The organism is Nocardioides sp. NBC_00850 (assembly GCF_045207335.1).
In the GTDB taxonomy this organism is placed as follows: Bacteria; Actinomycetota; Actinomycetes; order Propionibacteriales; family Nocardioidaceae; genus Nocardioides.
Genome location: NZ_CP108845.1, coordinates 3,399,637 through 3,420,457, shown reverse-complemented (window position 1 = coordinate 3,420,457; position 20,821 = coordinate 3,399,637). Strand labels below are relative to the sequence as shown.

General features: G+C 69.7%; 23 protein-coding genes. 12 read left to right on the top strand and 11 right to left on the bottom strand.

Going from position 1 to position 20,821, the window contains the following annotated elements; genetic code table 11:
* Positions 1-64 precede the first annotated feature (64 nt).
* The 5 genes from OH802_RS16620 to OH802_RS16600 all read right to left on the bottom strand — a co-directional run bounded on the left by OH802_RS16620 (position 65) and on the right by OH802_RS16600 (position 3,994).
* Complete coding sequence (locus OH802_RS16620) at positions 65-733, bottom strand: nitroreductase family protein (RefSeq protein ID WP_378820679.1); 669 nt, start codon at positions 731-733, stop codon at positions 65-67.
* A 43-nt stretch (positions 734-776) separates the two neighbouring features.
* Entirely contained in the window at positions 777-1,538 is a 762-nt protein-coding gene (locus OH802_RS16615; protein ID WP_406020212.1) for a sulfite exporter TauE/SafE family protein, read from the bottom strand.
* The gene (locus OH802_RS16610; RefSeq protein WP_355021366.1) at positions 1,539-2,618 is read right to left on the bottom strand and encodes an SPFH domain-containing protein; all 1,080 of its coding nucleotides are present in this window, start codon (positions 2,616-2,618) and stop codon (positions 1,539-1,541) included. It lies immediately after the preceding gene.
* A gap of 47 nt (positions 2,619-2,665) precedes the next feature.
* Complete coding sequence (locus OH802_RS16605; RefSeq protein ID WP_406020211.1) at positions 2,666-3,127, bottom strand: NfeD family protein; 462 nt, start codon at positions 3,125-3,127, stop codon at positions 2,666-2,668.
* A 69-nt stretch (positions 3,128-3,196) separates the two neighbouring features.
* The gene (locus OH802_RS16600) at positions 3,197-3,994 is read right to left on the bottom strand and encodes an ABC transporter ATP-binding protein (RefSeq protein ID WP_406020209.1); all 798 of its coding nucleotides are present in this window, start codon (positions 3,992-3,994) and stop codon (positions 3,197-3,199) included.
* Between the two features lie 53 nt (positions 3,995-4,047).
* On the opposite strand from OH802_RS16600, the gene OH802_RS16595 reads away from it, so the two are divergent.
* A complete protein-coding gene (locus OH802_RS16595; protein WP_406020207.1) occupies positions 4,048-4,830 on the top strand; it encodes a hypothetical protein in 783 nt (260 codons plus the stop codon).
* Positions 4,831-4,864: 34 nt separating this feature from the next.
* A complete protein-coding gene (serB, locus tag OH802_RS16590) occupies positions 4,865-6,109 on the top strand; it encodes a phosphoserine phosphatase SerB (protein ID WP_355021359.1) in 1,245 nt (414 codons plus the stop codon).
* Positions 6,110-6,141: 32 nt separating this feature from the next.
* On the opposite strand, the gene OH802_RS16585 is transcribed toward serB, so the two are convergent.
* From OH802_RS16585 to fabG, 3 genes are read right to left on the bottom strand one after another with little or no spacing between them, the layout of a single operon-like run.
* Positions 6,142-6,648, bottom strand: coding sequence for a SixA phosphatase family protein (locus OH802_RS16585; protein WP_406020205.1), 507 nt, complete (start codon positions 6,646-6,648; stop codon positions 6,142-6,144).
* A gap of 17 nt (positions 6,649-6,665) precedes the next feature.
* A complete protein-coding gene (fabI, locus tag OH802_RS16580; RefSeq protein WP_350658951.1) occupies positions 6,666-7,439 on the bottom strand; it encodes an enoyl-ACP reductase FabI in 774 nt (257 codons plus the stop codon).
* 2 nt (positions 7,440-7,441) lie between these two features.
* Positions 7,442-8,176: a 3-oxoacyl-ACP reductase FabG gene (fabG, locus tag OH802_RS16575; protein WP_406020202.1), complete on the bottom strand. Its 735-nt coding sequence runs from the start codon at positions 8,174-8,176 to the stop codon at positions 7,442-7,444.
* Positions 8,177-8,316: 140 nt separating this feature from the next.
* On the opposite strand from fabG, the gene OH802_RS16570 reads away from it, so the two are divergent.
* Genes OH802_RS16570 through OH802_RS16560 form a run of 3 tightly spaced genes read left to right on the top strand, consistent with a single transcriptional unit; the run spans position 8,317 to position 9,797 of the window.
* Complete coding sequence (locus OH802_RS16570) at positions 8,317-8,640, top strand: DUF3099 domain-containing protein (RefSeq protein ID WP_141805035.1); 324 nt, start codon at positions 8,317-8,319, stop codon at positions 8,638-8,640.
* Positions 8,640-8,834 (top strand): acetone carboxylase, encoded by a 195-nt coding sequence (locus OH802_RS16565; protein ID WP_141805036.1) that lies wholly within the window; start codon positions 8,640-8,642, stop codon positions 8,832-8,834. Before OH802_RS16570 ends, OH802_RS16565 begins: the two co-directional genes overlap by 1 nt.
* 24 nt (positions 8,835-8,858) lie before the next feature.
* Positions 8,859-9,797, top strand: a complete 939-nt coding sequence (locus OH802_RS16560; protein ID WP_406020199.1) for a nucleoside hydrolase — start codon at positions 8,859-8,861, stop codon at positions 9,795-9,797.
* 102 nt (positions 9,798-9,899) lie between these two features.
* Here the strand turns inward: OH802_RS16560 and moaA are convergent, their stop codons facing one another.
* The gene (gene moaA / locus OH802_RS16555; RefSeq protein ID WP_406020197.1) at positions 9,900-10,919 is read right to left on the bottom strand and encodes a GTP 3',8-cyclase MoaA; all 1,020 of its coding nucleotides are present in this window, start codon (positions 10,917-10,919) and stop codon (positions 9,900-9,902) included.
* Between the two features lie 66 nt (positions 10,920-10,985).
* On the opposite strand from moaA, the gene OH802_RS16550 reads away from it, so the two are divergent.
* Positions 10,986-11,870 carry an SURF1 family protein gene (locus OH802_RS16550; RefSeq protein ID WP_406020195.1) on the top strand — a complete coding sequence of 295 codons (885 nt, stop codon included), beginning with the start codon at positions 10,986-10,988 and terminating at the stop codon, positions 11,868-11,870.
* 4 nt (positions 11,871-11,874) lie between these two features.
* Here the strand turns inward: OH802_RS16550 and OH802_RS16545 are convergent, their stop codons facing one another.
* On the bottom strand, positions 11,875-13,758 hold the full coding sequence (locus OH802_RS16545; RefSeq protein WP_406020193.1) for an ABC transporter ATP-binding protein: 1,884 nt from the start codon (positions 13,756-13,758) through the stop codon (positions 11,875-11,877).
* A 230-nt stretch (positions 13,759-13,988) separates the two neighbouring features.
* Here OH802_RS16545 and OH802_RS16540 point away from each other — a divergent pair, with 230 nt between their 5' ends.
* The 5 genes from OH802_RS16540 to OH802_RS16520 all read left to right on the top strand — a co-directional run bounded on the left by OH802_RS16540 (position 13,989) and on the right by OH802_RS16520 (position 18,144).
* Positions 13,989-15,533, top strand: a complete 1,545-nt coding sequence (locus OH802_RS16540; RefSeq protein WP_406020191.1) for an ATP-binding protein — start codon at positions 13,989-13,991, stop codon at positions 15,531-15,533.
* Entirely contained in the window at positions 15,523-15,909 is a 387-nt protein-coding gene (locus OH802_RS16535) for a roadblock/LC7 domain-containing protein (protein ID WP_160022665.1), read from the top strand. The genes OH802_RS16540 and OH802_RS16535 overlap by 11 nt, the downstream gene beginning before the upstream one ends.
* Positions 15,910-15,923: 14 nt before the next feature.
* Complete coding sequence (locus tag OH802_RS16530; RefSeq protein ID WP_406020189.1) at positions 15,924-16,283, top strand: DUF742 domain-containing protein; 360 nt, start codon at positions 15,924-15,926, stop codon at positions 16,281-16,283.
* Between the two features lie 73 nt (positions 16,284-16,356).
* Positions 16,357-16,878 (top strand): GTP-binding protein, encoded by a 522-nt coding sequence (locus tag OH802_RS16525; protein ID WP_406029323.1) that lies wholly within the window; start codon positions 16,357-16,359, stop codon positions 16,876-16,878.
* A gap of 33 nt (positions 16,879-16,911) precedes the next feature.
* Positions 16,912-18,144 (top strand): hypothetical protein, encoded by a 1,233-nt coding sequence (locus tag OH802_RS16520; RefSeq protein WP_406020187.1) that lies wholly within the window; start codon positions 16,912-16,914, stop codon positions 18,142-18,144.
* Positions 18,145-18,147: 3 nt separating this feature from the next.
* Here the strand turns inward: OH802_RS16520 and OH802_RS16515 are convergent, their stop codons facing one another.
* Positions 18,148-19,746, bottom strand: coding sequence for an ABC-F family ATP-binding cassette domain-containing protein (locus tag OH802_RS16515; protein ID WP_378820726.1), 1,599 nt, complete (start codon positions 19,744-19,746; stop codon positions 18,148-18,150).
* A gap of 63 nt (positions 19,747-19,809) precedes the next feature.
* On the opposite strand from OH802_RS16515, the gene OH802_RS16510 reads away from it, so the two are divergent.
* Positions 19,810-20,763, top strand: coding sequence for a neutral zinc metallopeptidase (locus tag OH802_RS16510; RefSeq protein ID WP_406020186.1), 954 nt, complete (start codon positions 19,810-19,812; stop codon positions 20,761-20,763).
* Positions 20,764-20,821 lie beyond the last annotated feature (58 nt).

The following is a 20,821-nucleotide window of genomic DNA, read 5'->3' as shown; positions in this document are numbered from 1 at the left end:
GCTGAAGCGGAGCCCGAAGCGATAGGCACTGCAGCTGATGGCGGGGTCCTCCGGGACCCCGCCATCAGTCGTCTGTCAGCGGGGTCCCGGCGTACGTCTCCAGGGTGACGAACTCCTCGACCGGCTGCCTGCGCAGCCTGGTGAGCTGCTTGACCGGCTTGCCCAGCGGTACGACCGCGGCGACGGCGTACCCCTCAGGGGCGCCGAGCAGCTCGAGCACCGCCGGCTCCTCGGCCACCACCATCGTGGTGATCACCCCACCGAAGCCCTCGTTGCGCGCGGCGAGGAGCGTGTTCCACACCAGCGGATAGACCGAGGCGCCGGAGACGACACCCACCCGGTCCAGCTGGGAGTCGATGGAGGCGACCGCGCCGAGGTCGACGAGGAAGACGAGCACCACCGGAGCCGTACGCAGCGGCTCGGTCATCGCATGCGGGACCCGGGTCGCGGCGATCTGCTCGTCGGTCACCGCCGTCGGGTGCACCGTGTTCCACGGCATCTCCCCCGCCTTCTGCTGCGCCATGTACCTGCGGGCACCCGTCGCGGTCAGCTCGACCAGACGCTCGCGGGTCTCCTGGCTGCGTACGACCACGACGTGGCCGCCCTGCCGGTTGCCGCCGGAGGGCGCGAACCGGGCGTTGTCGAGGATCCTGGCGAGGATCTCGTCGGGCAACGGGTCGTCGGTGAAGTCGCGTACGGCATGGGTGGTCCGCATCGCCTCGTAGAGCTCCATGGCTCCATCCCAGCAGACTCAGCCCAGGCTCAGCCCACCAGGCTCAGCCCATTAGAAACATGACCAGTGCGGTGATGCCGACCACGACGATCACACCGCGGAGCACGTTGGGCGGCAGCCGGCGGCCGATCCTGGCACCCAGGAGACCACCGATCGTCGCGCCGACGGCGATCAGGGCGGCGATCTTCCAGTCGACGTCGGCGACGAGGGCGAAGATGAGCCCGGAGATGCCGTTGGTGATGGCGACCAGGACGTTCTTGAGCCCGTTGAGACGCTGCAGCGTCTCGGCGACCCCGATGCCGATGATGGCGATCATCAGCACGCCCTGAGCGGCACCGAAGTAACCGCCGTAGACGCCGAGCATCGCGATCGCCGGCCAGACCCACCAGCGCTCGCTACCGTCATCGGGCAGGTCGCCGTGCCGCTTGGCGACCCACCGGGAGATGCGCGGGCCGGTGATCACCAGGACCACACCGAGCCCGATCAACACCGGGACGATCGCCTCGAAGGCACCCGGCGGCAGCACCAGCAGCAGGATCCCGCCGACCGCGCCACCGATGAGCGCCGCGACCCCGAGCCGCAGGATCCGCCCGCGCTGCCCGACGAGCTCGCGACGGTAGCCCCAGGCGCCGGCCAGCGAGCCCGGCACCAGGCCGATCGTGTTGGACACGTTGGCGACGACGGGAGGTACGCCGAAGGCCAGCAGCGTCGGGAACGTGATCAGCGTCCCGGAACCGACGGCAGCATTGATGGTGCCCGCCCCCACCCCGGCGATCAGGATGAGGGCGGACTGAAGAGGATCCACCTAGGCGGTCGGCTCGGCAGGAGGCTTCGGCCGGTTGGGGGCCTCTGCCTGCTTGGCCTCGGCGAGCGCCTCCTGGACGGCCGCGGCCGCGGAGGACTGCTCGAGGTCGACCGTCGGCTCGGCCGAACCCATGTCGACGCGCTTGACGGGGCCCTCGACCTCGTCCGGGATGCCCTGGAGGCTGTTCATCGTCGAGCCGAGGCCCTCGAGGGCCTTGCCGATCTCGCTCGGGACGATCCACACCTTGTTGGCGTCGCCCTCGGCGATCTTCGGCATCATCTGGAGGTACTGGTAGGCCAGCAGCGACTGGTCGGGGCGGCCGTCGTGGATCGCCTGGAAGACGGTCTGGATGGCCTGGCCCTCACCCTGGGCGCGCAGGATCGCGGCCTCACGGTCGGCCTGCGCCGCGAGGATCTGCGACTCGCGCTGACCCTCGGCGTTGAGGATGGCGGACTGCTTGTTTCCCTCGGCGGAGAGGATCGCGGACTGGCGCTGACCCTCGGCGGTGAGGATCGCGGCGCGCTTGTCGCGGTCGGCGCGCATCTGCTTCTCCATCGCGTCCTTGATGGACATGGGCGGGTCGATCGACTTGATCTCGACACGCTTGACCTTGATGCCCCAGCGACCGGTGGCCTCGTCCAGGACGATCGAGAGGCCGGAGTTGATCTGCTCGCGGCTGGTCAGCGTCTCCTCCAGGGTCATGCCACCGACGATGTTGCGCAGGGTGGTCATGGTGAGCTGCTCGACGGCCTGGATGTAGTTGGCGATCTCGTACGTCGCCGCCACCGGGTCGTTGACCTGGAAGTAGATGACCGTGTCGATCGAGACGGTCAGGTTGTCCTCCGTGATCACCGGCTGCGGTGCGAACGCGACGACCTGCTCACGCATGTCGATCATGTAGCGCACCTTGTCGACGAACGGGATCACCGCGTTCAGGCCGGGGTCACGCTTCGACTGGAACTTGCCGAAGCGCTCCACGATGCCGACCCGCGCCTGCGGGATGATCTTGATCGTCTTGGCCAGCGTGGTGATCACCAGCACCGCCAAGATGACCAGGAGGGCCAGGATGATGCCACCCATTGCCAATCAGTCCTTGTCTATTCGTTGTGCGTCAGGTTGCCCGGAAACTACGGAGTCCCGAGCTCCGGAAGAGGATGGACGTACGCCGTCGCTCCTCTGATCTCGAGCACCTCGACCGGCGTGCCGGCCGCGATCACGAGCGTCTCGTCATAGGGCTGAGCGGTCCAGAGCTCGCCCTCGAGCTTGAGCTGCCCAGGCTTGTGGGCGCTGATCTCGACCGGCGTGATGGCCTGGACGCCGATCAGCTTCTGCGCGCCGATCTGGATCTCCGGGCCGTTGTGGAGCCGCCTGGCCAGCCCCGGGCGTACGACCGCGAGCATGGAGACCGAGACCGCCAGCGCAACGATCGCCTGGATCACGAAGCTGTCGGTGAACGCGCCGGTCAACGCGCCCGCGAAGGCGCCGGTGGCGAGCATCAGCAGGATCAGGTCGAGGCTGAAGAGCTCTCCGACGACGAGCAGCGCTCCGAGTGCCGTCCAGATCGCCCAGTCCCAGTCCTGCCAGTCCATGGGCGTCACCCTATCCAGACGGGCCACGCGTTGTGGGGAGGTTTGGGTACCGACTTCTTAACGTTGGGCCTACCGGGTGTGGCGGGCGCGACGCTTGGCCCAGAAACGGCCATCGCTCGCCTCGAGCTCGAGCGGCATGCCGAAGGTCTTGGAGAGGTTGGCCGAGGTCAGCGTGTCCTCGATGAGCCCCTGAGCGGTGATCCGGCCGGAGCGCATCATCAGGACATGGCTGAAGCCGGGCGGGATCTCCTCGACGTGGTGGGAGACGAGCACGGTGGCCGGGCTGTCGGGGTCGTAGGCGAGCGTCGACAGCGTCGAGACGAGGTCCTCGCGGCCGCCCAGGTCGAGCCCGGCGGCGGGCTCGTCGAGGAGCAGCATCTCGGGGTCGACCATCAGTGCCCGGGCCAGCTGGACCCGCTTGCGCTCGCCCTCGGACAGCGTGCCGAACCTCCGCTCGCCGAGGTGCTTGATGCCGACCTCGATCAGCAGCGCCTGGGCACGGTCGTGGTCGAGGTCGTCGTAGCGCTCACGCCAGCGCCCCACCACGCCGTAGGAGGCGCTCACCACGACGTCGCGGACGAGCTCGTGGCGCGGGATCCGGTCGGCCAGCGCGGCGGAGGTGAGGCCGATGCGCGGGCGCAGCTCGAAGACGTCGATGCGGCCGATCTGCTCGCCCAGGATCTTCACGACACCCGACGTCGGGTGGAGCTGGGCCGCAGCGGCCTGGAGCAGCGTGGTCTTGCCGGCGCCGTTGTGGCCGAGGATGACCCAGCGTTCATCCTCCTCGACCACCCAGCTCACAGAGTCGAGAAGGGCGTTGCCCCCGCGGCGTACGGTGACGTCGTTGAACTCCAGCACGGCTGCCATGGCGGCAAATCTATCGGCAGGGGTTGGCTGGCCCGGGGTTAGGGTAGGCGGCTGTGAGTGTCGATGATGCGGAGCTGAATTCAGGGTCGGTCGAGACCACCCCCGAGGCCCTGCGCCTGGCCTGGTGGGTGACGGCGTGGCTGCGCGGTGAGGCGGTCACCGACCTGGTGCTCGATGCGGTGATCGGGCCCGACGCGACCCACACCGTCAGCGGGCTCGCCGCGCTCGGGCTCGGTGGCACCGACGGGGTCGCGGACACATTCGTCAGCGGGATGGGACGGCTGCGTACGGAGGGGGCGACCTGTGTCGGGGTCGCTTTCCCTGCCGAGGGCGACCCGGTCGGGCTGGGCGGACCCCGGGCCTTCAACACGGCCGCGATGGAGGCGGCTGAGGCGGTGGTGAGCGACGCCGGGATCGGGCTCGTGCCGGTCCGGGTCGGCGCGGTCGTCGAGTGGCAGGCGTACCCGGCCGAGCGCCGTCAGCTCCCCGACGTCGGCGAGGCCGACCGGGCCCTCCGGCTCGCGCTGACCGAGTCCGCGACAGCGCTCGCCGAGCTCGACGTCGCGCGGTGGCGGCCCGAGGTCGCCGACCGGCTGATGAACCTCCGCCACCGGCCCTCGCTGGCCGGGGCTCCCGGAGTGCCGCCGCGGTGCGTGGAGCTCGCTGCTCGTGGCGTACAGGCCCGCGAGATCGTCGCGGTGGCGCTCGAGGACGAGGGCGGCGCCGTGTCCGCCGCGGAGATGCTGCGGCGGCGGGAGGCGCTGGTCGGCCTCGGCCGCGCCGCGCGGAGGGCGCTCACCGCGGCGGGATCGCCCGAGGTGTGGCCGCCGAACTGAGACGCGGGCCTCGGCTCCACTATCCTTTGCAGCGATGACCGAGGAATTCGACGCGCTCGAGCGCCGTCCCGACACCCTGCTGATCACCCTCGCCGGAAACGACCGTCCCGGGCTGACCTCGGCCACCCTGGCGACGCTCGCGTTGGCAGGGGTCGACGTGGTCGACCTGGAGCAGATCGTGCTGCGGGCGCGGCTCGTGCTCGGGCTCCTGGTGACCGCGCCGGCCGACGCGGCGAGCACCGACGCGCTCAAGCACGCGATCGAGGAGACCGCCCACGCCCTCGACATGACCGTCGAGATCGAGGAGGGCGTCGGCGACACCCCGCGCGAGCCGTCCGATCGCGCCCGGGTGACGGTGCTGGGTCTGCCGCTGAAGGCCGCCGCGCTCGCGTCGGTGACGCGCACTATCGCCTCGGCCGGCGGCAACATCGACCGGATCATCCGGCTGGCCCGCTACCCGGTCACCGCCTTCGACCTGCACGTCTCCGGCGCCTCTCCCGACGAGCTGCGCGTCACGCTGGCGGCCGAGGCCGCCGCCCAGGGCGTCGACATCGCGGTGCAGCCCGCCAACCTCGTCCGTCGTGGCATGCGCCTGATCGTCATGGACGTCGACTCGACGCTGATCGACGGCGAGGTGATCGAGATGATCGCCGCCCACGCGGGCTACGAGAAGGAGGTCGCCTCGGTCACCGAGGCGGCCATGCGCGGCGAGCTCGACTTCGAGGACTCCCTCCGGGGGCGGGTGAAGTACCTCAAGGGCGTCCCCGCGACCGCGTTGGACGAGGTGTACGCCGGCCTGCAGCTCAACCCGGGAGCGCGGACGATGGTCCGCACCCTGCGCCGCCTCGGCTACCGCTTCGCCATCGTCTCGGGCGGCTTCTCGCAGATCACCGACCGGTTGGCGGCCGACCTCGGCATCCACTACGCCCGCGCCAACGAGCTCGAGATCGTCGACGGCGTGCTCACCGGTGAGGTCGTCGGCGAGGTCGTCGACCGGGCCGGCAAGGCTCGCGCGCTTCGCGAGTTCGCCGCCGAGATCGGCATCCCCGAGGCCGCCACCGTCGCCATCGGCGACGGCGCCAACGACCTCGACATGCTCGCCGCCGCCGGCCTCGGCATCGCCTACAACGCCAAGCCCGCAGTACGTTCGGCCGCCGGGACCGCCATCAACGTCCCCTACCTCGACACGATCATGTATCTCCTCGGGATCTCCCGCGAGGAGATCGAGGCCGCCGACGCCGAAGCCGGCATCGTCACCCCCGCCCCGCCCCTCATCTGAGTCCTGACCGAAACTCCGCCGAGTCGGCGGGGTCAGGCTCGTGCGACGTGGAAGGCGGTGACGGAGGCCTCGGCCTCGTCGAGCTCGGACCAGTCGCCGTCGTAGGTGAGTACGGCGACGGCGGAGGTCGGGAAGCCGAGGGCGAGCTCGTTACCGGCCTCGTCGTCGCCCTCGCCGTCGTCCAGGAGCTGCACGAGCGAGAACACGGTCGGGTTGTGACCGATCACCACGACCGTCGAGATGCCGTCGTCGATCCCGCGGATGAGGTCGAGGGCGGTGGAGGTGCCGGCGGCGTACAGACCCTGGTCGTACTCCGCCAGCGTCAGGTCCCACGACGCACCGAGCGCGACGTCCTCCCAGGTCTGGGTGGCGCGGTCGGCCGCCGAGACCAGCACGTAGTCCGGGACCACGCCCTGCTCGGCCAACCACTCCCCCGCTGCGACCGCGTCGGCATGGCCGCGTTCGGTCAGCTGACGCTCGTAGTCGGTGGGTGCCGACGACTCCGCCTTGGCGTGCCGCATGATGACAAGGGTCCGCATGCGGCAACCCTATGACCTCACGCACCCAGCGAGTGATAGCCCCCGTCGACATGGATGATCTCGCCGGTGGTCGCCGGGAAGAAGTCCGAGATCAGCGCACAGACGGCCTTCGCGGTCGGGCCCTGGTCGGTGTTGTCCCAGCCCAGCGGCGCGCGGCTGCCCCAGCCCTCGTCGAGCTCCTCGAAGCCCGGGATCGCCTTGGCGGCGAGGGTCTTGAGCGGCCCCGCGGAGACGAGGTTGCAGCGGATCCCGTCGGGACCGAGGTCACGGGCGAGGTAGCGCGAGGTCGACTCGAGCGCGGCCTTGGCGACACCCATCCAGTCGTACGCCGGCCAGGCGATCGTCGCGTCGAAGGTCAGCCCCACGATCGACGAGCCCGGAGACAGGAGCGGCCTGGTCGCCATCGCGAGCGACTTCAGCGAGTAGGCGCTGACCTGGACCGCCTGGGAGACGTCCTCCCAGGGCCCGTCGAGGAACTTGCCGCCGAGGAGCGTCTCGGGGTTGCCGTACGCGATCGAGTGCACGACGCCGTCGAGCCGCTCGACGCCCTCGGCCCGGAGCGCGTCGGCGAGGCCGTCGAGGTGCTCCTGGTTGGTCACGTCGAGGTCGAGGACCGGCGGCTCCTCAGGGAGCCGCTTCGCGATCCGCTTGGTGATCGACAGCGCGCGGCCGAAGTTGGAGATCAGGACGCGGGCGCCCTGCTCCTGGGCCACCTTGGCTACCGCGAAGCCGATCGAGGAGTCCATCGTGACCCCCGCGACGAGAACAGTCTTGCCGTCCAACAAACCCATGATCAGTGCCCCATTCCAAGTCCGCCGTCGACCGGGATCACGGCCCCGGTCACATAACCCGCATCAGCCAGCCACGTCACGGCCGAGGCCACCTCGTCCGGTGACGCGTAGCGCCCCAACGGCACCCGTTCCGTGATCGCCTTCTGCTGCTCATCGGTGAGGACCGCGGTCATCTCGGTCTCCACGAACCCCGGCGCGACCACGTTGGCAGTGATGCCCCGCGAGCCGAGCTCACGCGCGAGCGAGCGCGCCATGCCGACCAGCCCAGCCTTCGACGCCGCGTAGTTGACCTGGCCCGGGTTGCCCATCAGCCCGACGACCGAGGAGATGAAGATGATCCGCCCGCGGCGCAGCCGCAGCATGCCCTTCGAAGCCCGCTTGGCGAGCCGGAAGGACGCGGTCAGGTTGGTGTCGATCACGGAGGTGAAGTCTTCCTCCGACATCCGGAGCACGAGGGTGTCCTTCGTGATCCCGGCATTCGCGACGAGGACCTCGACGGGTCCGTGGGCGGCCTCGGCGGCGGCGTACGCCTCCTCGACGGCGGCCGGGTCGGTGATGTCACACACCAGGTCCAGGGCGCCTTCCGGGGCCCCGCCCTTGCGGGAGGTCACGGCCACGTTGTCGCCGTTGGCCACGAAGGCCTCGGCGATCGCCCGGCCGATGCCGCGGCTGCCGCCGGTGACAAGCACCGAGCGAGGCGATGGACTCTGCCTTGTGGGGTTTTCACTGTCAGTCACAGGCGCGACGGTAGCGATTACTTCGGCGTACGACCAATGTCTTGGATTTGCTTGTGAGAACCATCCAAAGCCCATCGGAGCGCCCCTGTTGGGACCACACCATTGACCGGATGCCATCGGCCACGACCTAGACTGGCGGTATGTCCAAGGCGCAACCGATCAGGATCACCACCGCCGGGCGTAGCCGCGCCGAGGACATCGCGATCCGCCAGAAGCGCTACGCCATCTCGATGTCGATCCGCTCGCTGTGCTTCATCGGTGCAGTGATCGCCGGTCTGGCCGGCATCGGCTGGTTGTGGCCGATCCTGATCGCGGGGGCGCTGATCCTGCCCTACATCGCCGTCGTCATGGCCAACGCGACCAACACCAAGAGCGACGAGATGAACCTGATGGACTCGCCCTACGGCCCCCGTCAGCTCACCAGCGGACGCGAGCAGCAGCTGCGTGAGAAGGATGAGGACTGATGGGCGCGCTCGACTCCGACCTGTGCTCGGCCAAGGGCTGCCAGGACGCCGGTTCGTGGGAGCTGCAGTGGAACAATCCGAAGATCCACACGGCCGATCGGCGTAAGATCTGGCTCGCGTGCGAGACGCACAAGGAGTCGCTCAGCGACTTCCTGGGAGCGCGCGGATTCCTCAAGGACGTCGTCCCTCACTAGCCGTCCCCCCGGAGAGGTCGTGCGATGAACCCGATCCCTGTGCTCCTCGACTGCGACCCCGGCCACGACGACGCCATCGCGATCCTGCTGGCGCTGGGCAGTCCGCACGTCGACCTGCTCGGCATCACCACCACGTTCGGCAACTGCCGGGTGGAGAAGGCGACCTACAACGCCCAGCGGATCCTGGCGCTGGCGCGCCGGCCCGATGTCCCGGTCGCCACCGGTGCCGCCGGGCCGCTGGCCGGCGAGATCCACATCGGCGACTTCATCCACGGCGCGACGGGGATCGACGGTCCCGACCTTCCCGAGCCGCTCGCTCCCCCGGTCGCGCTGGGGGCGGTCGAGTTCCTGCGTACGTCCCTTCTGGCTGCCCCCGAGCCCGTCACCGTCGTCGCCACCGGACCGATCACCAACGTCGCGGTGCTGCTGCGCGACCATCCCGAGGTCGGTGCGAAGGTCGCCGAGATCGTCTTCATGGGCGGCTCGACCGAGCGCGGCAACACCACGCCGGCCGCCGAGTTCAACGCCTACGCCGACCCCGAGGCACTCGACCTCGTCCTCACCAGTGGCCTCCCGATCCGGATGGTCGGGCTCAACCTGTCCCACCAGGCGCTGGCCACTCCCGAGGTCGTCGCGCGGATGCGGGCCATGAATCATCCGGTCGGCCGGGCATGCGCCGACCTGATGGGCTTCTTCGGCGGCACCTACTCCGACGTCTTCGACTTCGCCTCTCCCCCCGTCCACGACCCATGCACCATCGCGGCCCTCATCGACCCCGGCCTGATCACCTGGCACAAGTCGTTCGTCGCTGCCGAGACCGCGGGCCGCTGGACCCGCGGCGCCACCGTCGTCGACCTCCATGGGCGCCTCGACGAGCCGCCCAACGCCCAAGTCGCGATCACCCTCGACGTCGAGGGCTACTGGGACCTCGTCCTGGACGCCGTCGACCGCGTCGGTTCCTGACCTGCCGAGAGGTCAGGTACGTCGGCCGAGGCGTCACTCCCGCTGACCGAGGCGTCAACGCGGCGCCAACTCGACCGACGCGGGTGACGTCTCGGCTGGTGGTCAGCCGCCGATGGCGCTCATCGGGCGGTCGGGCTGGAGGAAGCCGAGGTCGTCGATGCCGTGGCCGGCGCGCTTGCCGGCCATGGCGGTGACCCACCGGGCGGCGAGATCGTCGTCGGAGGCGCCGGCACGAAGTGGCGTACGCAGGTCAGACTCGGAGCGCGCGAACAGGCAGTCGCGCACCTGCCCGTCGGCCGTGAGGCGCACCCGGTCGCAGTCGCCACAGAAGGGGCGGGTGACGGAGGCGATGATGCCGACCTTGGCCGGGCCACCGTCGACGTGGAAGAGCTCGGCAGGGGCGCTGCCGCGGGGCTCCTCCGCGGGCGTCAGCTCGAAGGCCGCCGACAGCGCCGCGAGGGTCTCGTCGGCGGTCACCATCTTGTCGCGCGACCACCCGTGCTGGGCGTCGAGAGGCATCTGCTCGATGAACCGCAGCTCGTAGCCACACTCGACCGACCAGCCGAGCAGCTCGGCCGCCTGGTCATCGTTGACTCCCCGCAGCAGGACCGCGTTGATCTTGATCGGCCCCAGGCCGGCGTCGGCTGCGGCCTCGAGCCCGGCGACCACATCGGCCAGCCGGTCGCGGCGGGTGATCTCAGCGAAGATCTCCGGCCGGATCGAGTCCAGCGACACGTTGACCCGGTCGAGCCCGGCCTCGGCGAGGGACCCGGCCATCTTGGCCAGCCCCAGCGCGTTCGTGGTGATCGAGAGCTCCGCATCGGGAGCGACCTCGCGGGTGCGCGCGACGATCGAAACCAGCCCTCGCCGCACCAGCGGCTCCCCACCGGTGAACCGCACCTCGCGTACGCCGAGCCGACCCGTGGCGACGCCGATCAGCCGCACCACCTCGTCGTCGGTGAGCACCTCGTCACCGGGCAGCCAGTCGAGCCCTTCCGCCGGCATGCAATAGGTGCACCGCAGGTTGCAGCGGTCGGTCAGAGAGACCCGCAGATCCGTCGCGACCCGGTCGAACCGGTCGACGAGCCTCTGCTGGGTCTGATCTGTCGGGGAGGTCGTCATCACACCAGTCTAGGCAGGCTCGACCCGGATCGTGAGTGAGGACCGCATGCCAGTTAGTCTCATAGGGTGAGTTCGTTCCGTTTCCTGCTCAGCCGACGCTGGGCCGGTTTCACGGTGTTCGTGCTGATCCTGGCCTACGGGACCTGGTGGCTGGGCCAGTGGCAGTTCGACCGTCTCGAGGACCGGAAGGCCAGCAACCAGATCGTCCGCGTCAACGAGCACGCCGAGCCCGCGCCAGTCTCCGACGTGCTGGCCCCGGGTCAGGAGGTCGCCGAGAAGGACGAGTGGCGGCGGGTGACGGCGACCGGGACGTACGCGGTCGACGACACGATCATCTGGCGCTACCGCACTCCGGACGACGCGAAGGGCGTCGACGTCGTCGTCCCGCTGGTGCTCGCCGACGGCACCGCGCTGCTGGTCGACCGCGGCTGGGTGCAGACCGAGACCCAGGAGAAGTTCGACGACATCCCCGCACCGCCGACGGGCGAGGTCACCATCACCGGCTGGGTGCGCGCCGACGGCACCGGCGACTCCACCGACGTCGCCCAGGTCGATGGCTACCACGCCACCCGCGCGCTTTCCTCGACCCAGGTCGCAAAGGTGGTCGACGAGCCGCTCCTGACCGGCTGGCTCCACCTCGACACCGAGTCCCCCGAACCCGCCACCCAACTGCGTCAGGCCGACCTCCCCGAGCTCGACAACGGTCCTCACTTCTTCTACGGCCTCCAGTGGTGGTTCTTCGGCGTCCTCGCCATCGCCGGGTTCTTCTACCTGATGTACGACGAGCGACGTACGCAGCGCCAGGACGAGCCCGCCCAGGCCGATGACACGCCGACCGACGACGAGGTCGATGAGCGCGCCCGCAAGAAGGCCGCCAAGCTCGCCCAGAAGCAGGCCGTGAAGGCGGCCTACCTGGCGGCGTACGAGAAGGAACGCAGCGAGAAGAGCTGACCGCCTAACGGCGGAACTGCGTCTCGTAGAGCTCCGCGTAGAGCCCGCCCGCGGCGAGCAGCGACTCGTGGGTGCCGGACTCGACGACTCGTCCGTCCTCGACGACCAGGATGCGGTCGGCGGCGCGGATGGTGGAGAGCCGGTGGGCGATGACGATGGACGTACGTCCCTCCAGCGCGGCGTCCAGAGCGGTCTGCACCGCGGCCTCGGACTCGGAGTCGAGGTGGGCGGTGGCCTCGTCGAGCACGACGATGTGGGGCGCCTTCAGCAGCAGCCGGGCGATCGCGAGCCGCTGGCGCTCGCCGCCGGAGAGGCGGTAGCCGCGGTCGCCGACGACGGTGTCGAGGCCGTCCGGGAGGCCCTTGATGACGCCCGCGACCTGGGCGGCCTCCAGAGCGGCCCAGATGTCGTCGTCGGAGGCGCCGGGGCGGGCGTAGAGCAGGTTGCCGCGCACGGTGTCGTGGAACATGTGGGTGTCCTGGGTCACGTAGCCGACCGCGGCCTCGAGCGACTCCAGGGTCACGTCGCGCACGTCGAGGCCGCCGACCTCGACGGAGCCGGAGCGTACGTCGTAGAGCCGCGCGATCAGGTGGGTGATCGTCGACTTCCCGGCGCCGGAGGGTCCGACCAGGGCGACCATCTCCCCCGGTTCAGCCGCGAAGTCGATGTCGGACAGCACCTCGCGCACCTCCCGACTCTCCGGGCGCGCGATCGTCTCCAGGGAGGCGAGCGAGACCTCGTCGGCACGCGGGTAGGTGAAGGCGACATGGCGGAACCGCACCGACGCAGCGTCGGCCGACACCTCGGCCGCGTCCGGCTTCTCCTTGATCAGAGAGGGCAGGTCGAGGACCTCGAAGACGCGGTCGAAGCTGACCAGCGCGGTCATCACGTCGATGCGTACGTTGGAGAGCGCCTGCAGCGGCCCCAGCAGCCTCACCAGCAGCAGACCGAGCGCGGTCAGGGTGCCGAGCGTGACGTCGCCCTGGATCACCATCCAGCCGCCGACGCCGTAGACCAGCGCGGTCGCCAGCGCCGGGACCACCTGCATGGTCGCCCCGAACAGCCGGGTCAGCAGCGCGATCCGGATCCCCAGGCGGCGTACGACATCGGCGCGCTCAGCGAAGGCGGCGTCCTCCTCCTCGCGCCGGCCGAAGAGCTTGAGCAGCAGGGCCCCGCCGACGTTGAACCGCTCGGTCATCGTCGTCGCCAGCGCCGCGTTGCCGTCCATCTGCTCGCGGGTCAGGCCGGCCAGCCGGCGCCCGACCCAGCGCGAGGTCAGGAACAGGATCGGGAACAGCGCGACGCACATCAGCGTCACCTGCCACGACAGCACCAGCATCGCGGCACCGACCACGACCAGCGAGATCAGGTTGGAGACGCTGTTGGACAGGGTCGAGGTGAAGGCCCGTTGCGCGCCGAGCACGTCGGTGTTCAGGCGGCTGACCAGCGCGCCGGTCTGTGCCCGCGTGAAGAAGGCCAGCGACTGGCGTTGGACGTGGCCGAAGACCTGGGTGCGCAGGTCGAAGATGAGTCCCTCGCCGATGCGGGTCGAGAGCCAGCCCGAGACGATCCCGAAGCACATGTCGACCACGGCCACCAACGCCATCGCCGCGGCCAGCCAGACCACCAGCGAGACGTTCTGCTTGAGCACACCGTCGTCGATGAGGCGCTGGGTCAGCAGCGGGGTCACCACCACGAGCGCGGCGTCGAAGACAGTGAACACCAGGAACGCGCTGATCAGGGCCCGGTGAGGCCCGGCGTAGGAGATGACGCGCTTCAGCGTGCCCTTCGGCAGCCCGCGCTGGAGAACCGTCCGGTCGGCACGCAGGTTGCGCATGATTCCGCCGCCGCCCATCGCCCCGCCGCTCGCACCGAAGCCTGGACCCATTTGTGACACCCCGTCACCTTAGTTCGCCCGGCCACGTTCGGCCGCCTCGGGACGGTTCGTCGAAATATGGTCAAAATCACCTCAGGTAGGTGACCAAGCGCTCTGTTGGTGGTATGAAGTGGAGCGCGTGTGTGCGCCGGTCTCCGGGGGCTGGATCAGGATTCGTCCAGACTGCCCTGAACCCGCGGGTTCATGCCCTGACTGTTCACCCCCACACCAGGTGCCCTGACATGACCCGACCACTCCTGGCCCGACTCCACCGAGCCGGTCCATGGTTCTGCAGTACCGCGATCCTCCTCTTCGTCGCGCTCTCCCCCGTCATCTTCGTCACCGCCTCCGGTGACCAGTGGTTCTGGCCGTGGATCCTCGCCGGCGTACCCGTCGTCGCCCTCACCCTGTGGCTCACCGCGATGGCCTACGACACCCCTGCCGAGGCGTCACCCCGGTTGGCCGAGGCGTCACCCCCGTCGGTCGAAGAGTCCGGCGCCCAGGCCGAAGCGTCACTTACGTCGGCCGAGGCGGCACCGGATGACACCTCGGCCGACGTGAGTGACGTGTCGGCCGACGTACCTGACCTTTCGGCCGACGCAGGTGACGTCTCGACCGACGTACCTGACGTCTCGGCAGGGAGGGGTGGGGATGCCGGGATGCGGGTGGCGGTGCTGTCGCTGTCGCGCAAGGTGCAGGCGTCGGCGCACCGGATCCAGGAGGAGTCGACGCGGATGGTGGCCAAGTTCCCGGCCGAGCCGGACGTGCTCGAGGCGGGGATGCGGGTCGACCATGCGGCGGCGCAGCAGGCGCGGCTGGCACAGAGCATCGCCACCCTATGCGGGGAGCAGCCCGGGCAGCACTGGCGTGACCCGCTCGCGATCGCCGACGTCGTACGTGGCGCGGCCGGCCGGATCACGGCCTACCGCCGGGTGCGGGTGGAGGGTGACCCGCCGGTCGCGGTCCAGGGTGCGTACGTCGAGCCGCTGATCCACCTCGTGGCCGAGCTCCTCGCCAATGCGACCCAGTCCTCGCCGCCGGCGACGGAGGTGCTGGTCACGATCCGTTCCGTACGCCGCGGCGCGGCCCTCGAGATCGACGACGCGGGCGTCGGCATGGACGAGACCAACCTGGCCTGGATGCGTGAGATCGCCTCGGGCACCCGGCAGGTCCGCCTGCACGACCTCGGCGAGATCCCGCAGACCGGCCTGGCGGTGGTCGGCACCTACGTACGCCGCCACGGGTTCCGCGTCGACCTGACCGAGTCCGTCCACGGCGGCCTGCGGGTCGCCGTGCTTGTCCCCGAGGCGATGACCACCCCGCTGAGCCCGGCCGCGCTCGAGCCCGTCGCGCCGCGTACGCCGACCTCGACCCCGGTCCCCGCCGCGCTCCTGACGAAGGCGCCGAAGGCACCACCCCCATCAACAACCCCGCCGGCCTGGCCCGTCCACAGCATCCCGAACGCACCCGATCCCGTCCCGGACCACGAGCAGAGCGAGCAGCGCGAGCCGTCGCTGTTCACCTCCGACGGCCTGCCGCAGCGCCGCTCGAAGCGCGGCCAGCGCTTCGCGACCGGACAGCAGCTCGCGGCGAGCCAGCCCGTCCCCGCGCGCCCGGAGCCGACCGCCGAGCAGGCGGGCGCCTGGATGAGCAGCTTCCTCAGCACCCCGGCCACACCCGCGGCCGGCACGACCATCCCCCACCAGGCCGTCGACCCCATGGACGGCAGCACCGCCGCGGAGACCGATTCCGCATCCGAGAACCACTGGAGGAACCATGACCGATGAGAACAGCTGGATGCTGGAGCTGGTCGCGGGAGTACGCGGCGTACGTCATGTCGTGGTCCTCTCCGCCGACGGGCTCGTCCGGGTCCGCACGAGCCACACCCCTCGCGAGGAGGCCGACAAGCTGGCCGCGGCGTGCGCCGGGCTGACCTCGCTCGGTCACGGGATCAGCCGCCAGTTCGGCGCCGACGCCCACCCTCGTCAGGTGATGGTCGAGTTCAACGGCGGCTTCCTGTTCATCCGGGGCGCCGGCGACGGCTCCCGGCTCGCGGTGGTCACCGAGATGAGCATCGACCCGGCGCTGGTCGCTCAGCAGATGCAGGCGACCGTCCTGATGCTCGGGGAGCGCGCCATGAGCACCCCGAGACGCTCGATCTGAGCAGATCCGAGCCGATGCCCGAGGCTTCTGACGACTACGTCGACCACCCGATCCGGTCCTACGTCCGGACGGGCGGTCGTGCCCGCCCGTCCCATCGGCTGACGCCGGCGACGCTCCTGATCGGCCACACCAGCCCGGCGGCCACGGACTCGTCGGTGGGCCGTCAGGAGCGCGAGGTCCTCTCCCAGTGCCTCGGCGTGATCTCCATGGCCGAGATGGCCGTCCATCTCGGCCAGCCGGTCAGCGTCCTGGCGGTGATCGCCTCGGACATGATCGACGCCGGCCTGATCGGCGTACGTCCCGACAGCGACACCCCCGCCGGCCCCTCCCGCGAAACCCTCCAGAAGGTCCTGCATGCTCTCAACCACCTCTGACAGCCACGGCCGAAGCGGAGCCCGAGGCGATCAGCACTATCTGGCGCCGACGGTCGTCGAGTCGGTCAAGATCCTGGTGGTCGGCTCCTTCGGAGTCGGCAAGACCACGCTGATCGGCTCGGTGAGCGAGATCGAGCCACTGCGCACCGAGGAGACGATCACCCAGGCCAGCGAGGGGATCGACGAGGTCGCGGCGACGCCGGAGAAGACGACGACCACGGTCGCGATGGACTTCGGCCGGATCACCCTGACCGACGAGATCGCGCTCTACCTGTTCGGCACCCCTGGGCAGCGCCGCTTCTGGGACCTGTGGTCCGGCCTCGCCGAGGGCGCCGCGGGTGCCCTGGTCCTGGTCGACACCCGCCGGCTGGCCGACTCCTTCGAGGTGCTGGACCAGCTCGAGACGCGTACGTCCCTGCCGTTCGTGGTCGCGATCAACCAGTTCCCCGGCGCGCCGAACTACGAGCCCGACCAGATCCGCACGGCGCTCGACCTCGATGACGAGACCCCGATCGTGGTGTGCAACGCCAAGAACCGCAACGCCTGCGCCCGAGCGCTCGCCGCGCTCGTGCGCCACGCCCTGAAGACGCACTGACCCCCGATCTACGACCGACAGGCACTCCTCGCGATGACTCCCACCCGCACCGTACGTCTCGCCGACCTCACCGACCTCGTCCAGGCGCCCGAGACCGTCGGGCCCCGCGCGCGAGAGGTGCATCAACGGCTCCGGGCCGAGTGGGGCCCGGTCGCCCCCGGCGAGCTCTCCCCCGGCGTACGCCTCTGGTTCGCGATGGGCTACGCCGAGTTCAGCGAGGTCATCCGCAACGAAGAGGTCTTCTCCCGCAACGGCGACAACTGGAGCGCGGTGCAGGAGGGCAAGATCCTGCCGGACATGCCGATCTACCCCTTCGTGACCACCCGGCAGAACTCATTCCACAACGACGGCGAGCTCCGCCGGCGGCTGCGCTCGCCGGTCGACCGGGCGCTCTCGCGGGTCGACGAGCACGGCTACGCCGCGAAGGTACGCAGCATCTGCAACGAACTCGTCGACGACATGCTCGAGCGCGGCGAGGCCGATCTGGTCCAGGACTACGCCGTCCTGATCCCGCTGCTGTCGGTCGCCGCGATGTTCGGCATGGGCCACGAGGTCGGCGACTCGATGCGCAAGGCCGCCCACAAGGTCCTCGGTGGCGGCCAGCTCGCCCAGGAGGGGGTGATCGAGCTGGCCGTGGAGATCGTCGACCACATCGCCAAGCGCCGCAGGGAGCCCCAGGACGACGTCACCTCGCACCTGATCGACGACCCGGGCCTGTGGGACGACAACGAGGTCATGGAGGCGATGATCGTGATGATCATCGCCGGCAACGAGCTGACCATCGCGACCATCACCCAGACCCTGCTGCTGATGCTCTCCGACGAGCGTTTCGCCGGCCGGCTGCGCGGCGGCCGCCTCGACGTCGATCAGGCCATCGAGGAGGTCATGTGGCGCGACCCACCCTGCTACAACATCACCCCGCGGTTCGCGCTGCGCGACGTCGAGCTCGGCGGTCAGCTGATCCGTAAGGGCGACGCCGTGGTGCCGTGCATCGCGGCCGCCAACGTCGACCCGCTGATGACGGGCGGCGACCCGTGGCTGGAGATCGGCAACCGCGCCCACATGTCGTGGAGCGCAGGCCCCCACTCCTGCCCCGCCCAGCGGCCCGGCACCATCATCGTCCAGGCGGCCGTACGCACCGTCCTGGAGCGTCTCCCCGAGGTCTCCCTCGCGGTGCCGGCCGACCAGGTCGAGCGCAACACCGACTCGCTCTCCTACCGCTACCCGACCTCGATGTCGGTGACGTTCGTCCGAACGCTGACCTGAGCGTCAGGCGAGCGAGACCAGGTCGGCGTACTCCTCGTTCCACAGGTCCTCGACGCCGTCAGGGAGGATGAGCACCTTGTCGGGCTCCAGCGCGTGCACGGCGCCCTCGTCGTGGGTGACCAGCACGATCGCGCCCTCGTAGCGGCGGATCGCGTTGAGCACCTCCTCGCGGGAGGCCGGGTCGAGGTTGTTGGTGGGCTCGTCGAGCAGGAGCACGTTGGCGGCGGAGACGACCAGGGAGGCCAGCGCCAGCCGGGTCTTCTCGCCACCGGAGAGCACCCCGGCCGGCTTGTGCACGTCGTCACCGCTGAAGAGGAACGCCCCCAGGACGGTGCGCGCCTCGGTGTCGGTGAGCTGCGGCGCCGCGGACTGCATGTTCTGCAGCACCGACCGCTTGGTGTCGAGGGTCTCGTGCTCCTGGGCGTAGTAGCCGACCTTGAGCCCGTGACCCGGCACGACCTGCCCGGTGTCGGGCTGGTCGACGCCGGCGAGGATGCGCAGCATCGTGGTCTTGCCGGCGCCGTTGAGCCCGAGGATGACCACCCGGGTCCCGCGGTCGATCGCCAGGTCGACGGCGGTGAAGACCTCGAGCGCGCCGTACGACTTCGACAGGTCGTTGGCGGTGAGCGGCGTCTTGCCGCTCGGCGCGGGTGAGGGGAACTTGATCGCCGCGACCTTCTCCTGCTGCCGCTCGCCCTCGACGCCCGCCATGATCTTCTCGGCGCGCTTGAGCATGCTCTGCGCGGCGGTCGCCTTGGTGGCCTTGGCGCGCATCTTGTTGGCCTGGTCGGTGAGCGTCTTGGCCTTGTTCTGCGCGTTCATCAGCTCGCGCTTGCGACGGGCCTCGTCGGTCTCGCGCTGGGTCAGGTACTGCTTCCACGGCATGTTGTAGATGTCGATCACCTCGCGGTTGCCGTCGAGGTGGAAGACCTTGTTGACCGTCTGGGCGAGCAGGTCGTTGTCGTGGGAGATCACGATGAAGCCACCCTTGTAGGACTTCATCCAGTCGCGCAGCCAGATGATCGAGTCGGCATCGAGGTGGTTGGTCGGCTCGTCGAGGATGAGCACCTCGGCCGACGAGAAGAGAATGCGCGCCAGCTCGACCCGGCGTCGCTGACCACCGGAGAGCGTCTTCAGCGGCTGGGTCATGATCCGGTCGGGGATGCCGAGCGACTGGGCGATCTGCAGAGCCTCGGTCTCGGCGGCGTAGCCACCGCCCGCGTCGAGCTCGTCGTGGGCGCGCTGATAGCGCTTCATCGCCTTCTCGCGGACGTTCGGATCCTCGGAGCCCATCTCCTCCTCGGCGATCCGCATGCGGCGTACGGCATCATCGAGCCCTCTTGCGGAGAGGATGCGGTCCTTGGCGATCACCTCGGGATCGCCGACCCGCGGGTCCTGGGGCAGATAGCCGATCTCACCGGTGTTGGACACCGTTCCGGAGGCAGGCAAGTGGTCGCCGGCGAGCACCTTCGTCAGGGTCGTCTTCCCAGCGCCGTTGCGGCCTACGAGCCCGACCTTGTCGCCGGGTCCGACTCGGAATGTGACGTTCTCCATCAAAAGTCTGGCGCCGACGCGGACTTCTAGGTCATGGGCAGTGATCATCTCCGTCACTAGTGTATGGGCGGGGCACTCGGTCCCACACATCACCACCTCCAGGGGGACAAGATGCGGTTCAACCCGAAGGCCAGACTCGACACCAGCCGGACCTCTGGCGGCGGTGGCGGTGGCGGGTTCGGTGGGGGTGGCGGCCGGATCCCGATCCCCGGCGGCAAGGCGAGCGGCGGCATCGGCACCGTCATCGTGCTGCTGCTCTTCTTCCTCATCACCCAGTGCACCGGCGTCGGCCCGCAGGTCCTCGGCGACAGCGGAGGCTCGACCTCGGTGGGCACCGGCACCTTCGGCGGCATGCAGGCGGCCGACGGCGGCGAGACCGGCGACTTCGGGTCGTGCCAGACCGGCGAGGACGCCAACAACGACGAGAACTGCGCCTTCGTCGCCCTCGAGAACTCGATGACCGGCTACTGGGACTCCCAGCGCGACCTCGCCGGCCGGTTCCAGCCCGAGCAGGCGGTCGTCATCTTCTCCGACCAGGTCCAGACCGGCGGCTGCGGCTCCGCGTCGAGCTCCGTCGGCCCGTTCTACTGCCCGGCCGACCAGACGATCTACCTCGACCCGACATTCTTCGACTCGATCTTCGAGCAGCTCGGCGGGCAGGACACCACCTTCGTACGCGCCTACGTGCTCGCCCACGAGTACGGACACCACATCCAGAACCTGCTCGGCACCATGGGCCAGGTGCGCACCCAGCAGGGTCCCGAGTCCGACGCGGTGCGCCTCGAGCTGCAGGCCGACTGCTACGCCGGCATGTGGACCGCCGCCGCGGAGAGCGACGAGTTCATCGAGGACATCACCGACCAGGACATCTCCGAGGGCATCTCGGCCGCCAAGACCGTCGGCGACGACCACATCCAGTCCCGGACCACCGGCCGCGTGGACACCTCGCAGTACACCCACGGCTCCTCCGAGCAGCGGATCGCCTGGTTCAGGAAGGGCCTGACCACCCCCGACTCGATCGCCGGCTGCGACACGTTCAAGGCTCGGGATCTCGACAACCCGTAGGCCCCGGGCGGGATACCCGGTTAACCGGGTATCCCCGCACTTCTCAGGCATTGCAACA

Bases quoted from the DNA above. Each gene is read 5' to 3' on its own strand.
- OH802_RS16620 (WP_378820679.1), bottom strand. From the start codon at position 733: ATGGAGCTCTACGAGGCGATGCGGACCACCCATGCCGTACGCGACTTC.
- OH802_RS16610 (WP_355021366.1), bottom strand. From the start codon at position 2,618: ATGGGTGGCATCATCCTGGCCCTCCTGGTCATCTTGGCGGTGCTGGTG.
- OH802_RS16605 (WP_406020211.1), bottom strand. From the start codon at position 3,127: ATGGACTGGCAGGACTGGGACTGGGCGATCTGGACGGCACTCGGAGCG.
- OH802_RS16600 (WP_406020209.1), bottom strand. From the start codon at position 3,994: ATGGCAGCCGTGCTGGAGTTCAACGACGTCACCGTACGCCGCGGGGGC.
- serB (WP_355021359.1), top strand. From the start codon at position 4,865: ATGACCGAGGAATTCGACGCGCTCGAGCGCCGTCCCGACACCCTGCTG.
- OH802_RS16585 (WP_406020205.1), bottom strand. From the start codon at position 6,648: ATGCGGACCCTTGTCATCATGCGGCACGCCAAGGCGGAGTCGTCGGCA.
- fabI (WP_350658951.1), bottom strand. From the start codon at position 7,439: ATGGGTTTGTTGGACGGCAAGACTGTTCTCGTCGCGGGGGTCACGATG.
- OH802_RS16570 (WP_141805035.1), top strand. From the start codon at position 8,317: ATGTCCAAGGCGCAACCGATCAGGATCACCACCGCCGGGCGTAGCCGC.
- OH802_RS16565 (WP_141805036.1), top strand. From the start codon at position 8,640: ATGGGCGCGCTCGACTCCGACCTGTGCTCGGCCAAGGGCTGCCAGGAC.
- OH802_RS16560 (WP_406020199.1), top strand. From the start codon at position 8,859: ATGAACCCGATCCCTGTGCTCCTCGACTGCGACCCCGGCCACGACGAC.
- moaA (WP_406020197.1), bottom strand. From the start codon at position 10,919: ATGACGACCTCCCCGACAGATCAGACCCAGCAGAGGCTCGTCGACCGG.
- OH802_RS16545 (WP_406020193.1), bottom strand. From the start codon at position 13,758: ATGGGTCCAGGCTTCGGTGCGAGCGGCGGGGCGATGGGCGGCGGCGGA.
- OH802_RS16540 (WP_406020191.1), top strand. From the start codon at position 13,989: ATGACCCGACCACTCCTGGCCCGACTCCACCGAGCCGGTCCATGGTTC.
- OH802_RS16535 (WP_160022665.1), top strand. From the start codon at position 15,523: ATGACCGATGAGAACAGCTGGATGCTGGAGCTGGTCGCGGGAGTACGC.
- OH802_RS16530 (WP_406020189.1), top strand. From the start codon at position 15,924: ATGCCCGAGGCTTCTGACGACTACGTCGACCACCCGATCCGGTCCTAC.
- OH802_RS16520 (WP_406020187.1), top strand. From the start codon at position 16,912: ATGACTCCCACCCGCACCGTACGTCTCGCCGACCTCACCGACCTCGTC.
- OH802_RS16515 (WP_378820726.1), bottom strand. From the start codon at position 19,746: ATGATCACTGCCCATGACCTAGAAGTCCGCGTCGGCGCCAGACTTTTG.
- OH802_RS16510 (WP_406020186.1), top strand. From the start codon at position 19,810: ATGCGGTTCAACCCGAAGGCCAGACTCGACACCAGCCGGACCTCTGGC.